Annotated in this window: 9 protein-coding genes; 1 reads left to right on the top strand and 8 read right to left on the bottom strand. The window is 31.0% G+C overall.

The genetic code is table 11. The features are described from left to right. Positions 1-211 precede the first annotated feature (211 nt). The 8 genes from MST30_RS13915 to MST30_RS13880 form a co-directional block, all read right to left on the bottom strand. Positions 212-829 carry a sugar transferase gene (locus MST30_RS13915; RefSeq protein WP_243472012.1) on the bottom strand — a complete coding sequence of 206 codons (618 nt, stop codon included), beginning with the start codon at positions 827-829 and terminating at the stop codon, positions 212-214. Positions 830-897: 68 nt separating this feature from the next. After that, complete coding sequence (locus MST30_RS13910) at positions 898-2,031, bottom strand: glycosyltransferase family 4 protein (protein WP_243472011.1); 1,134 nt, start codon at positions 2,029-2,031, stop codon at positions 898-900. Positions 2,032-2,035: 4 nt separating this feature from the next. Further along, complete coding sequence (asnB, locus tag MST30_RS13905; protein WP_243472010.1) at positions 2,036-3,940, bottom strand: asparagine synthase (glutamine-hydrolyzing); 1,905 nt, start codon at positions 3,938-3,940, stop codon at positions 2,036-2,038. 4 nt (positions 3,941-3,944) lie between these two features. After that, positions 3,945-5,096 carry a glycosyltransferase gene (locus MST30_RS13900; RefSeq protein ID WP_243472009.1) on the bottom strand — a complete coding sequence of 384 codons (1,152 nt, stop codon included), beginning with the start codon at positions 5,094-5,096 and terminating at the stop codon, positions 3,945-3,947. A 114-nt stretch (positions 5,097-5,210) separates the two neighbouring features. After that, complete coding sequence (locus tag MST30_RS13895; protein ID WP_243472008.1) at positions 5,211-6,293, bottom strand: glycosyltransferase; 1,083 nt, start codon at positions 6,291-6,293, stop codon at positions 5,211-5,213. Further along, the gene (locus MST30_RS13890) at positions 6,286-7,230 is read right to left on the bottom strand and encodes an ATP-grasp fold amidoligase family protein (RefSeq protein WP_243472007.1); all 945 of its coding nucleotides are present in this window, start codon (positions 7,228-7,230) and stop codon (positions 6,286-6,288) included. Before MST30_RS13890 ends, MST30_RS13895 begins: the two co-directional genes overlap by 8 nt. Beyond that, positions 7,223-7,804: a serine O-acetyltransferase gene (locus MST30_RS13885; RefSeq protein WP_243472006.1), complete on the bottom strand. Its 582-nt coding sequence runs from the start codon at positions 7,802-7,804 to the stop codon at positions 7,223-7,225. Before MST30_RS13885 ends, MST30_RS13890 begins: the two co-directional genes overlap by 8 nt. A 50-nt stretch (positions 7,805-7,854) precedes the next feature. Then, positions 7,855-9,378 (bottom strand): lipopolysaccharide biosynthesis protein, encoded by a 1,524-nt coding sequence (locus MST30_RS13880; protein WP_243472005.1) that lies wholly within the window; start codon positions 9,376-9,378, stop codon positions 7,855-7,857. Between the two features lie 530 nt (positions 9,379-9,908). On the opposite strand from MST30_RS13880, the gene MST30_RS13875 reads away from it, so the two are divergent. Next, complete coding sequence (locus tag MST30_RS13875) at positions 9,909-13,586, top strand: T9SS type A sorting domain-containing protein (protein WP_243472004.1); 3,678 nt, start codon at positions 9,909-9,911, stop codon at positions 13,584-13,586. Positions 13,587-13,592: the final 6 nt, after the last annotated feature.

The following is a 13,592-nucleotide window of genomic DNA, read 5'->3' as shown; positions in this document are numbered from 1 at the left end:
GTAATTAATCATTACTCTATCAATTTCATGTCTTAGAGGGATTTGGGACACGATCTAAAATCGATTTAAAGATGCATTAATATTGTTGCTTATCCCAAATAAAGACGATAAAAGGTAAATATTTACGTTGTTAAATTGAAGACTCAATACTTTAAATACTAAAGATTTAAGATAAAATCTAAGTGTATTGACATATAACAAATAGGATAAGCTAATCAACTTTACCTTCGGTACCCATAAACTCAGGCATAGGTTGATTAGTAGAAGAATTTATATCCTTTTTACCAATCACATTTTGTATAGTCTTAAAGAAGATTTTACAATCTAAAATAAACGATTGATTATCTACATAATATGTGTCTAACTTAAACTTTTCTTCCCAGCTTATGGCATTTCTACCGTTAACTTGTGCCCATCCTGTTATTCCTGGCGTAACATTATGGCGTCTAAACTGTTCTTTAGTGTAACGTGGTAGATATTTTGGAAGAAGAGGACGAGGGCCAATTAAACTCATATCTCCTTTCAGCATATTAAATAACTGTGGAATTTCATCTAAAGAGTAGCGTCTGCATATATCACCGACTTTAGTAATTCTTATATGATCTGGTAAAAGATTACCCTCTGCATCTTTTTTGTCGTTCATTGTTTTTAGTTTCACGATAGTGAAGATTTTTCCGTGCTTCCCTGTTCTCTTTTGATAGAAAAACGGTTTACCATTGTTGGCTATGGCTAATAAAATTATAATTGTAATTATGATTGGAGAAAGAATTAAAAGTCCTATCAAAGCAATCATAAAATCGATTAGTCTTTTGAAAAATAACTTATACATAATAGGTTGATTATTTGTTGGTTATTTGCGTTATCCTGATCTATAAATTTAAAATAAATTAACAGCTTTTATTTTAATGATTTATTGATAAGTTCAATTAAATCGTTGTTAATGATTTTTACATCAAAACGTTCTTCAGCATATTTACGGCTGTTTATTCCCATTTCCTTTATTTTATCAGGATTAGTAATAAAGAATTCCATAGCATCAATTAATGCTTCTAAATTTTGAGGCTCTATTAACTTTCCGTTTACACCTTCTTTTACAGACTCTCTACAACCTACAGAATCTGTAGTAATAATTGGGTTTCCACAAGCGAGGGCTTCTAATGTTGTTCTTGGTATGCCTTCTCTATAATAGCTAGGTAATACAAATACATCGCTTTTGTGTAGATATTCATCTACATTCATTTTTCTACCATGAAATACAATAATGTTTTTTTCATGCAATTCATGCAATTCATCTGCACTTATAGCAGTAGGTGAAGCTTGTAAGGCGCCAATAACATGAAATTCTGCATTAGGGTATTTTGGTTTTAATGTTCTCGCAGCATCCATGTAAAGGGCAATACCTTTTTCTTTGATTAATCTGGCTATGAGTAAAAAACTAACTTTATCAGTCGGATTTTTTTCTTGAAATGTGAATTCATTTAAGTTAACACCAGAACCACTAACAAACGCCACCGGTTGTTTTTTTGAAATCACTTTTCTGTCTAAAAAAAGTTGATAGTCATCCTTATTTTGAAAAACAATACACTTATTTTTTCTAATTGATAGTTTATATAAAGTTTCGTTGAAACGCTGTAAAATTCTGGCTTTACGGGTGAAACCTGAAAAGGCAAATCCCAATCCCGTAATTAATGAAATTACAGGAACCTTGATCATGTTAGCTGCTATAGAGCCATAAATAACAGGTTTTACCGTGTATGGAAAAACCAAATCAATTTTGTTTTCCTTCATGATGGATTTTAACTCTAATATAGATTTAAAATCTTTAAAGGGGTTTAAACCTATGCGATGAAGGTTAAATTCTATAGGGTGAGCACCACGCTCTTTTATTAACTTTATATCCTCTTCGGTATAACTAGGTGAAGCTGTAAAAACCTCAAAACCATTCGCTACTAAGCTTTTAATAAAATCACCTCTAAACCGAATTAAAGAACCAGCAAATGATGCTATGATTAGTATTCTCTTTTTTTCCATTGTTTTAGTTTTCATTTAGAAAATTAAATTTATACCATTTTTGAAAGCAGTAGTAAGACCATACCCTAAACGTACTATCTTTCTTGCTGTCAAGGTGATCTTGAACCAATTTGGTTATAATGTCTACTTTAAAAATGCCTTGTTTTTTCAGCATTTCTGGTTCTATATAACTTTCTAATTCTTTTCGCAGACTTTGTCTTAGCCAATCTCCAGTAGGTGAGCCAAACCCGCTTTTGCCTTTTTCTAAAAAGTCTTGCGGAAATTGATCTCTAAAAGCTTCTTTTAGAATGTACTTTTTATTCCAACCCTTCATGAGATAACTCTCTGGTAATGTATTGGTAAATTCCCAAATAGATTTGTTTAAAAATGGTGCTCTACATTCTAAAGAGGTTAGCATACTGGTTCTGTCTACTTTTGCTAACATACCTCCTTCAAGACTTAAAATTTTGTCTACAAGCCTAAAGTCTGTAAGAGATTCAATTTTTTGTTTACCTAAAACTTCTTTATACTCTTGAAATAAATCACTATCGTAATAATCATCTTGCATTATTTCAGAAAGCAATTTACTAGTATTAGCTAATGAAATGATATCCCAATAAAAATCACCTTCGTAATTGATAGCGTTTAATAACTTATTAATTTGAAATCTCTTACCACGTGTATCATCTTTATTGATTAAGTACTTATTACTTAGTTTGGCAATAGTTTTATGAAGCGTTTTTGGTACCACACTGGTGTACCTTTTGTTCATCTTGCCAATGTAATACTTGTTGTAACCTCCAAAAACTTCGTCACCACCATCACCAGTTAAAGCAACAGTAACGTGCTCTCTGGTTTTTTCTGAAAGTAGGTGAGTTGGTAAGGCTGCTGTATCTGAGAAAGGCTCATCAAAATTCACCAGTATCTCATGGATATTGTGCTTTAAATCATCTTCATCTATAATAAATTCATGATGATTACTGTCTAACATTTTAGCAACCACACGAGATTTATCGGTTTCATCATAAGATGCTTTTTTAAAACCTATTGAAAAGGTATCAATCTTTTTGTCTGTTGCTTGCGATAAACAAAGCGACACGATAGATGAATCTACACCTCCAGATAAAAATGTACCTAAGCCAACATCTGCAATAGATCTGCTATCTACACTGTTGTAAACCAGTTCTTTTGTTTTCGCTTTAGCATCTTCAAAAGAGATATCTGCTGTTTTTGGTGCTGGCTCGTGATTGATTTTATGGATACTATATTGAAATGATTCAAAATCATATTCTAAATAGTGATTGGCCTCTAACTTGTGAATGCCTTCATAAATTGTATGTGGAGCAGGAATGTAGGTGAGTCTAAAATAAAGATTCAATCCTTTCTTTGAGATATTTGGCTTATAATCAATAGTTTTTATAATAGACTTTAATTCTGACGCCCATAAAAACTGATTGTCATTTTGAGTGTAGTATAATGGTTTTTCACCAAAGAAATCTCTAGCAATAAAAAGCTTGTTTATCTTTTTATCATATAAACTGAAACCATACATGCCATCTAACCATTGAAATGACTCAACACCATATTTTTCGTAAGCTTTTAAGATAACTTCAGTATCACTTGTAGTGTTGAAGGTTACACCTTCAGACACTAATCTAGATTTAATAGCTCTGTAATTATAGATTTCGCCATTAAAGACAATGACAATCTGCTTGTCATCAGAAAAGATAGGTTGTTTCCCAGATGATAAATCTATAATAGACAAACGGCGCATTGCCATACCCACTGTGCAATTATCATTCTGCTCTGCAAAAACACCATCCTCGTCAGGTCCTCTATGAATGATGAGATTATTCATAGCATTGAGTATCGAAGACATTTGATCTTCGCTCATCTTAGTTTTATCTATAAGTCCGTTAATTCCGCACATATACTTAGCTTTTAATAAATTGATTGAATTGGCTGTAAATAGATTTTAGTTCGTAAGCTTTTGCACGTTCTACGCTAAGACGACTAAATCTTTCTCTTTCAGCTGGATTTTGATGATAATAATCTAAAGCTTTACTTAGCCCAATATGATCATCATTATTGACCAACAAACCATATTTTCCAATATGAAACTCGCCATTTTTTATGTTAATAGGGTCGTTTTCATTTAATAATTCTAAAGGGCCAGATAAACAATTTGTTGATACACTCGGTAAACCAATTGCCATGGCTTCTATTAATGCGTTTGGGAAACCTTCTGTAAACGATGAAAGTACAAAACATTCATTATCTATGAGGTACTCGTTTACTTTTTTTACTCTTCCTTTGAGTGTAATTTGATCTTCTAATTTAAACTTAGCTATTTCTTCTGTTAAATAAGTTCTTAAATCTCCATCACCAAGAATAGAAAAATCATAATCTAGCTTAGATTCCTTAATAGCTCTAACGACCATGATTTGATTTTTTCTCTTATTGATGGTGCCTGCTGTAATAAGCTTTAACTTGTTTGTGTTATTGTTTAGGCTTTCAGGATGTATTGTTTTGCTTGGTAATTCTATTGGATTATAGATAACTTCCATAGGAATTTTAATACCAAAATTGTCTTTTAAATCTTCATTGATATACACCGAATTGGAAAACAATTTATCACATTTATTATACAAAATAGGGTAGAAAATCTTAGAAATGTAAAAGGATAGCTTACTTGTTACATTGTCTGAAGGAAAGCCTCTTTCACTAATAATCGTTTTTACGTTTTTATTAAAAGTCGCAACAATACCATTAATTAAGTTTGGAAATGCTAAAAATGAAATTGAGATATCTATGTTATTCTTTTTAATGAAACGATAATAGGTGAAAACAAAACGAATAGAATCACAAAACTTCTTGTAGAAAGGTCTGTCAGCATGTTTATCGCTCATGGCAAAAATTTCTACACCCTCAGGAACTGGGAAGTGCAAAACTTTATGGAATAAAACTAAAGTAACATTATAGTCATGTCTTAGTTCTTTTAAAAGTAAGCTAATGACTTTTTCTGCGCCACCACTAGCTAGTGATATGCTTAGAATGGTAATATTTTTTTTCTGATTTGGGGTCATAAAATAAATATCTTATTGATATTATGCATATTAGTACCAAACATAACAACAATTAATATACTATACTTATTTTCTCGATAATTGTAGGTTTTCTGTGTTTAAACGGAAAATGTGCTATCTTTTTGCGATCTCTATAAAAAGATCTTCATATTTTTTTAAAATCTTTTCACTATTAAATTTTTTGTAAACAGAATCTCTTACAATTTTAGGATCCCAAATCTTGTCTTCTTTTAGCTTACTAATATAATCTTCTTCGCTTTCTACTATATAACCATTAATATTATTTTCAATAATTTCTTTAGTTCCGCCCGGAGCATTAAAGGCTATTACAGGAACACCAACAGCACAACTTTCCAATAATGCATTAGGGAAACCTTCAGAATAAGAGCCTTGTAAAAACATATCGTGCTTTATGAGTTCCTCAAGGACTTTATCAGTATACTTAATATGATTGATTTTATCTTCTAAATTCAGTTCTTTTATTTTCGCATAAATCTTATCCTCATAACTTCCTGAACCAATAATTGTAAATTTGAAAGGAAAATCTAATTTAGATAAAATGTCTAGTAGTCTTAGTTGTCCTTTAATTTTACTTAAACGACCTACAGTTATAAGTTTTTTGATAGAATTTTTATTTCTAATTGTTTTTACTTTATCCGTGTCGGTTAAGGGATTATTAATTACTTTTATTTTTTTCTCATCATAATTATACGATTCTAAAAAATCAGCCTTCATGTCCATAGATTGACATATTATAACATCCAGCTTTATTGTGCCATAATTAAAAATTTTTGACAGAATGATAGATAATATTTTATTCTTTTGAGCCTTGTGTTTTCTTGCAACTTTATTTATAGTAGCTTGTCTGCCAATAAATTTTGTATTCTTAAAAAATATCGACATGTATCCCATAAAAGAATTTAAATGAGAAATTGAGCTCAAAACGATATCTGGACTTTCCTTCTTTAAGACTTTATATAAAGGAATGATAGATTCAGATACTTTATTCTTATTTAGATAGATAGTTGTGATTTCATTTGTGTTATACTTAGAATCTTTTTCAAAACCAATAACTATAAGTTTAACAGTAAATATTTCTTTTGAAATATTCTGAGAAATAAATGTTATGACTCTTTCAGCACCTCCTGCAAATAATGTTGGTAAAACAAAATAAACTTTAATCTTTTTTTTATTCATTTTCAATACCTAATTTTAATAGTTTTCCAAATTTAAGATCACACCCAGGGGTTTTAAATTTTTGTGTACCTGAGTGGTGGTGAAATGTAATTTCACCAAAATAAATTTTCCCTTTCACGGCATAAAAATCAACTCTAGAATAGATAAAGTCCTTAGCTATAGTTTCTGCTAGACTTTTCATCTTTTCAAATAACTCTGGTTTTTCTTCCATCTCACCATTATCATATTGCCAAACACAAGGTATAAAATTCCAATTGGCATCATATAAATTTCTTCTTCGGTCACCAAAACGAGCAATATCAACATGTACAAAAGCTAATTTGCCATTAAAACAATGAAATTTATAGTCATTGGGTATTTCTCCTTTTTCTGTTGATAATAGTTCCTCTACTATTATCCTTGGTTCAATGTTTTTATATTGCCATTCTCTTGTTGAATAATAAAAATTCTCTTTTAAACTTCTCTTAAATTGTTTCTGTACCTTTGGCCAATCTACTGAAGCTTTGTCTTTAACAATTAAGTAACCACCGCTGTCATGGTTGTTTTTAATGATAAAATCACAATCTGGTAAATTTTCAGGTTTTATATCTGAGGCATTCTTTGTGTGATAGAGTAAAGGAATTAGATATTCTTCACCAATTTTATCTGCTATATAAGATCTAACGGTATATTTATCAGCAACTAGTGTATGTAGGTCTGTTCTGTCATATAATTTTAACCAAGTTATTTTTTCATTTAATGTTTTAGGGTTGTCAAGATCAAAGGAGTAACCCATATATCTTTTAAAATACCATTTTATAAAAACCTTATCAGGTATAAGTTTAAGGCCAAATTCATATACTTTATAAAAAGGTCTCATTAGATTATATCCAAAATTTGAATTTCTATAAAAATTTGAAATTCTGCCTCTTAAGGTCTTTTTGTCATTTTTACCCATGCCTAATTAGTTTTTTTATATCGATGCTGCCCAGCTCTTTCGCAGGTATACCAGCAATAATTGTATGCTCTTTTTCAAAAGATTTATTTACTACAGAATTAGCTCCAATAGCAGTATTATTGGGTATTCTAATATTACCAAAAATTTTAGCGCCTGGTGCTATATATACATTGTCACCTAAAATAGGACCTTGTATTTCTCCACCTGATGCACCAATATTAACACAGGCATGCATTCTGCAGTTAGCACCTATCTTGGTGGTGTAATTAATTATGATGGTTCCGTAATGTACTATTGAAAGTCCTGGACCAAAAATATTAATTGGAATAGAAAAATTAAGTTTTATTGAAATTGACCTATATTTATATTTAAGATATAGAATATAAATTTTGTATAGTCCTTTGTTTTTACAGTTTGTGTAATACTCTAGTTTTCTCATTAATCTTTGAAAACGCCACACTGGGTTTGGAAAAAAAAGATTTTTTATTTTACTAGACAAGGAATCATTATTTACTTCTAAAGCAATTCTATCTCTATTTAAGTATTCTATATAATCTGCTTTATTTTTTATCATCTTAATTAATTTTGAAAATCATAAAGACCATATATTAGGTTTTTACTGTATTAATGACTTATTTTTTGCATTATTAAGTTTTTAACTCTGTAAATAAAAACTCGAAAACTTTTAATAAAACTAAACAACAAGGTTCCGTAAATGACAAGAACCAAAATGGTAATTTTTGTTGAATGCAATATCCAATCAATTATACTCAGGCTTGAATCGGAAACAAAAAACTTATCAACCAAAAAGTTCACAGAAAAAGCAGATAATGCAAAAATAAATAGAATGGGTAGTAACCCTTTCCAATAGGTTAAAACATTTTTTTTAAAACCATGTTTAAACAAAAAATAGGGTTTCCAAAGTACAGCAATTATAAACATACTAGAAAGAGTACCCATTATTATGCCAGCAATACCATAAATTTTCCCTAAGATAAATGATACGGCCAAATTGATAATTGCTTCAAAAACAGCTGCCCATACGTCAGAATATAGTCCATATGCATTTTTAAAACGGTCTATGGTCGAACTAATCTGCATAACAAAAAAGTTTGAAATAAATAGAATAAGGATGAGTTGAGAAAGTACGTATTTTTCCCCTAACCATAAAACAATAAGATTATCTAAAGTGTGATAGATTGTTAAACTAAAAAAACCAGCAATAAAAAATTGTATTGTTACTAATTCCCAAAATACTTTTTTTATGTTCTCGTTATCGTCTTCGGCTATAAGATTTCCAACTGCAGAGCCTGTTCCTGCAAAAGCCATCATAATAAGACTATTTAATTTTGAAAACACCAAAAAATAGTTTCCGAACATTGCGACACTCTGAAGATTAATTAACCCATATATTAAAAGATTATCTGTTCCATTTTTTACAAATTGACTCATTTTATGGAAGAATACTTGCTTTATCTTTTTAATGATCTGTGGGTATTCTTTAATTATTGAAGATTTCTCATTATAATTTATAATTAACCAAGGATAAATTTGTTTTATTTTTTTTCTTAAAGCAATGCTGTAAATTATACTGAATAAGAGTTCTAATATTATGTACAAGTAGAAATTTTTATAATACAATACAATAACTACTTGTAGTAATACACGGATAATATTAAAACTCTGAAAATACTTTTGTATAATGTATCCTTTTTGATCAGCACCAAACAAACTTGCATGATAGTTTACAAAATAAGCTAATAGAGTAGAGGTCATTAAGGTATAGAATACAAAGTATATAAGTAGTAGAGAAAAATTTGTGTCAGAAAAAATGAATGGAAAAAAAAGAGAAATAATTACTCCAACTGCTAGAATAGCTAATCCAATTTTTTTATACAGTACGCCAAGTAATGCTATAATTTTATTTATTTCATTTTCATTTTTATCAAAAAGAGGTTTGTATAGTGTAAAGCCTATAGCAGTTCCAATACCTAGTTCAGCTAAATTAAGAAAGCCTAAAATACTTCTCAACGTCGATTCTAAGCCTATGAAGTCATCACCAAGTTCATCTAAGAAAATCTTTCTAGAAAAAAATTGAAGAAAAATAGATACGGTGAAAAAAAACACACCGACTTTTGCATTTTTCAAAGATTTGGAGACTCTAGACATATATGCATTGTTATATGTGACAATAATAAAAAATGATTAACATATTCATTAATTTATATGATAATTTACATTAAAATACGTCCAAAGTACAAAAAGATATAGGTGTTCAAATTTGATATTGTAAAGTTGTTCTTCACTTTCGTCATTCATTATCTCAAGTTTTTATACTTACCTTATTGTTAATAAACTTGTTATAACTTTTTAATAATCATAACATTCACTTAGTCGTTAACCTTTAGATATTTTATAATTTCGAATTTTATCGACGTAAGAAAAAAAAATGTAAGAAAAAACTACTATTAGTTAAAATTTAACTATTTGTAGTCCAACACCATGCATTTAAACGTATTTATTAGGTTTTTGTGGATAATAGTTATTTTTAAAAGTGTTTTCTTACAAAAAAATGATTTTAATCGAATATTAATGTATTTAGACTCCGAAATAGATTTTAAATAATTAATATTGTTTACCCCGAATAATTGATTAATAGAAGAATGAAAATGAAAATTTTGAAAAACCTACATGTTAGAAAAGAATGCTATGTTCTCTTTTTACTTTTTTTATCCCTTTTTTATACTAACATTTATTCCCAGCAGTTAGCTTTCCCTTCAGCTATGGGTGCAGGAGCTTACTCTACAGGTGGTAGAGGAGGTGAGGTTGTACACGTAACAAACTTAAACGATAGTGGAGTAGGGTCTTTAAGATGGGCTTTAACGGATGATGTTAATAGAATTAATAGTAGAACAATCGTTTTTGATGTTAGCGGTGTGATTCAATTAAATAGCGATATATACATGAGTAATAATGGTAATCCGGGTTATTATGCTCATGGTATCACTATTGCAGGTCAAACAGCACCACAAGGTAATATCACTATTACTGGTGGTAAAATATTCTTAGTAGGTATAGATGATGTCGTTATTAGATATGTTAAGTTCAGATCAACTGCAAATGTAAGTGGATGCTTGCAATCACAAGGTGGTGATGATATAATATTTGACCATTTAACTGGCAGCCACGTAGAAGCAGCTGAAGTTACATTTAGTATGGTTTCAAATAATGCGGCTGAGGAAGGACTTACAACAGGGAAAACAATACAAAATTGTTTGATTCATGATTCAGGTTTGGGGCTCATTTTAGGAGATACTTCCCCTCCAAATGATACTCATCATGAAGAACATACAATTATAAATAATGTTTTCGTAAATGTAGGACATAGAGTACCTGGTAAAATTGGTGGTGCGGTAAGAATGGATATTATTAATAATGTTGCTCATAATTGGTTTGCTCGTCTAATTAGGCTTGATGATTGGTCCTATACACTTAATCATGTTGGTAATTATTACAGTAAAGGTGGTAGAAATAACGAAAGATCAAATCTAGCTTATTATGGTACAAGAGATGGTAAAATATATGATAGCGATAATTATATAGATCCAACTACAAATTATCCAGAGTGGACGGATTTTGTTCAACCAAGAATAGAACAATTACCTGCAACAAGTTTTGTAGACTCACCTTTTTCATACAATAATGCTAGTACATTAAACATTAAACCTGTGTCAGATTTAAAAACTGAAGTAGTACCATTTGTAGGTGCATATAAATATATTGATGATAACGGTGTAGTTGTAGAGGATAGAGATGTATTAGATGCTTCTGCAATAAATAAAGCCATTACAGAATTTGACGGAGACACATCTCAAGATGTTACATATAGTATTACTTTGGCTGAAATACCAACAGCGAATAATACCAGACCAACTGATTTTTATATATCAAATCCTCACATACCAGAGGCTTATCTAATTTCAAGAGGTATTACAGGTAATGCCACTATTCATAATCAAGTACAATCTTCAGGTTATACGTTATTAGAAGAATATCTTAACCAAGTAGATAATACAGCTCCTATTCCAGTTATTAATGTTACAGGTGTTGATGTAACTCCGGATACTGCAGAAATTTTAATTCCAGATACTATCGCATTAACAGCTACCATAACACCTAATGATGCAACAGACCAATCAGGAGTATGGACTAGTAGTGATGAAACTATTGCAACTGTTGATGCGAGTGGAATCGTTACTCCAGTTACAGTAGGTGAAGTAATAATTACTTTTACCACTAATGATGGTGGATATTCTGATACATCAGTCATAACGGTTTTTCCAGAAGCGTTCGAAGCGAACGCAGGACTGGATCAAACTATTTGCCAAGGGGAGTCCGTTGTGCTCTCAGCATCTGGTGGAATAACTTATTTATGGAGTAACGGGGAAACTACAGCTTCAATAGAAGTTAGTCCAACAGTTACGACCACATATACAGTTACTGCTTTTGATGACTCAGGAAATAGTGATGATGATACAGTAACGGTAACGGTTAATGAACTGCCTATTGCTGAAGCAGGAGACGACCAAACAATATGTGAGGGAGATACAGTAACACTTACTGCTAGTGGAGGAAATGAATATTTATGGAGTACAGGTGAGACAACAGCTTCTATTTCTGTTGCTCCAACTTCTGATACGTTATATTCAGTAGAAGTGACAACTAATGGTTGTTCAAGTACTGATGATGTTAATGTATTTGTAAATCCATTTCCAAATATTACTGTTAGTAATGATGTGACCATTATGGATGGAGAAACAACGACGCTTACTGTTAGTGGTAGTGATAATTATTTATGGAGTACAGGGGAAACTACAGAATCAATTGAAGTAACACCATCTGTAACGACCACATATACAGTAACATCTACTTCGGTAAATGGATGTACCAGTAACGGAGAAGTTACAGTTACTGTGGTTCCAGAACTTATTGCTAATGCAGGCGAAGATGTAGAGATTTGTAGCGGAGAAGAAACGATATTAACAGCTTCAGGCGGTGTAAGTTATACATGGAATACAGGTGAAACTTCTGCTCAAATAACTGTAAGTCCTAATACAACAACAACATATACGGTAACGGTTGAAGATGCTTTTGGAAATTCAGATTCAGATTCTGTAACTGTAACTGTTAATGATTCACCTACACTAAACATAACCGAAGATTTAACTATTGTAGAAGGAGAAAGTATTCAGTTGACTGTTTCGGGTGCCTCAACTTACGCATGGAGTACAGGTGAAACTAGTAATACAATTAATGTATCACCAAATGAAACAACAATATATACTGTTATTGGTACAACAGCAACTTGTTCAACAGAAGCACAAGTCACTGTAACCGTTGAAGAACTTTTAGTTGTGTCTGCTGGACAAGACGAGAATGTTTGTGAAAATGATACCTATGAAGTTGTTTTAACAGCAAGTTCAGGAGACAGTTATTTATGGAGTACAGGAGAAACAACACAAAGTATAATTGTTAGTCCATTATCTACAACTACCTATACTGTAACAGTTACTTCAGGTATACAAGAAGATACAGATGATGTTACAGTTTTTGTAAATCCTAATCCAGATGTTGTGATATTAAATGGAGAAAGTGTTGATATAATGAGTGGTGATTTCATTACATTATCTGCATCAGGTGCAAATACTTACGAATGGAATAATGGAGCAACCCAACCAAATATAGCAGTTAGTCCTTCTCAAACTACAACTTACGAAGTGAGGGGTTACATAGGTGATTGCTATGATGAAAAACAAGTAACGGTTAACGTCATTCCTGAAGTAGAAGCAGATGCTGGTGAAGATCAGGAAATTTGTTTAGGTGATGTTGTAACTTTAACAGCAAGCGGTGGTGACGAATACGTTTGGAGTACAGGAGAAACAACACAGTCTATTCAAGTATCACCAACTGAGACGACAGAATATACTGTTACAGTATTTAATGCACTTGATTTTGATGAAGATACAGTAACAGTCTTTGTTGATAGTAATTGTACTGACGATGGTGGAGTGATAGAAGATCCAATTGATGGGACAGAACTTGATTTTGAATTTTCCGTTTTTCCTAATCCTGCTACTGAATTTGTTGATATTAAACTTTCGGGAAGTGATCAATTAACAGGGTTTTATATATATGATATAACAGGCAAACTAATCTTACAAAAAAGAGTTGAAAATGAAAGTTTAAGTGTTTCTTCAACAACTAGAATAGATGTTAGCAGTTTTCGACCAGGTATATATTTGATAAAATTAGCAGATATTAGAAGAGAACTTTATAAAAGGTTAATTGTGAGATAAATTATA

Source organism: Winogradskyella sp. MH6, from assembly GCF_022810765.1.
Lineage (GTDB): Bacteria > Bacteroidota > Bacteroidia > Flavobacteriales > Flavobacteriaceae > Winogradskyella.
The sequence above is the reverse complement of the archived record's forward strand: the minus strand, read 5'-3'. Positions and strand labels throughout refer to the sequence as shown.

What these genes read in the sequence shown, in the direction of transcription:
- MST30_RS13895 (WP_243472008.1), bottom strand. Translation starts at nt 6,293, where the DNA reads ATGAATAAAAAAAAGATTAAAGTTTATTTTGTTTTACCAACATTATTT.
- MST30_RS13890 (WP_243472007.1), bottom strand. Translation starts at nt 7,230, where the DNA reads ATGGGTAAAAATGACAAAAAGACCTTAAGAGGCAGAATTTCAAATTTT.
- MST30_RS13885 (WP_243472006.1), bottom strand. Translation starts at nt 7,804, where the DNA reads ATGATAAAAAATAAAGCAGATTATATAGAATACTTAAATAGAGATAGA.
- MST30_RS13915 (WP_243472012.1), bottom strand. Translation starts at nt 829, where the DNA reads ATGTATAAGTTATTTTTCAAAAGACTAATCGATTTTATGATTGCTTTG.
- asnB (WP_243472010.1), bottom strand. Translation starts at nt 3,940, where the DNA reads ATGTGCGGAATTAACGGACTTATAGATAAAACTAAGATGAGCGAAGAT.
- MST30_RS13910 (WP_243472011.1), bottom strand. Translation starts at nt 2,031, where the DNA reads ATGGAAAAAAAGAGAATACTAATCATAGCATCATTTGCTGGTTCTTTA.
- MST30_RS13900 (WP_243472009.1), bottom strand. Translation starts at nt 5,096, where the DNA reads ATGACCCCAAATCAGAAAAAAAATATTACCATTCTAAGCATATCACTA.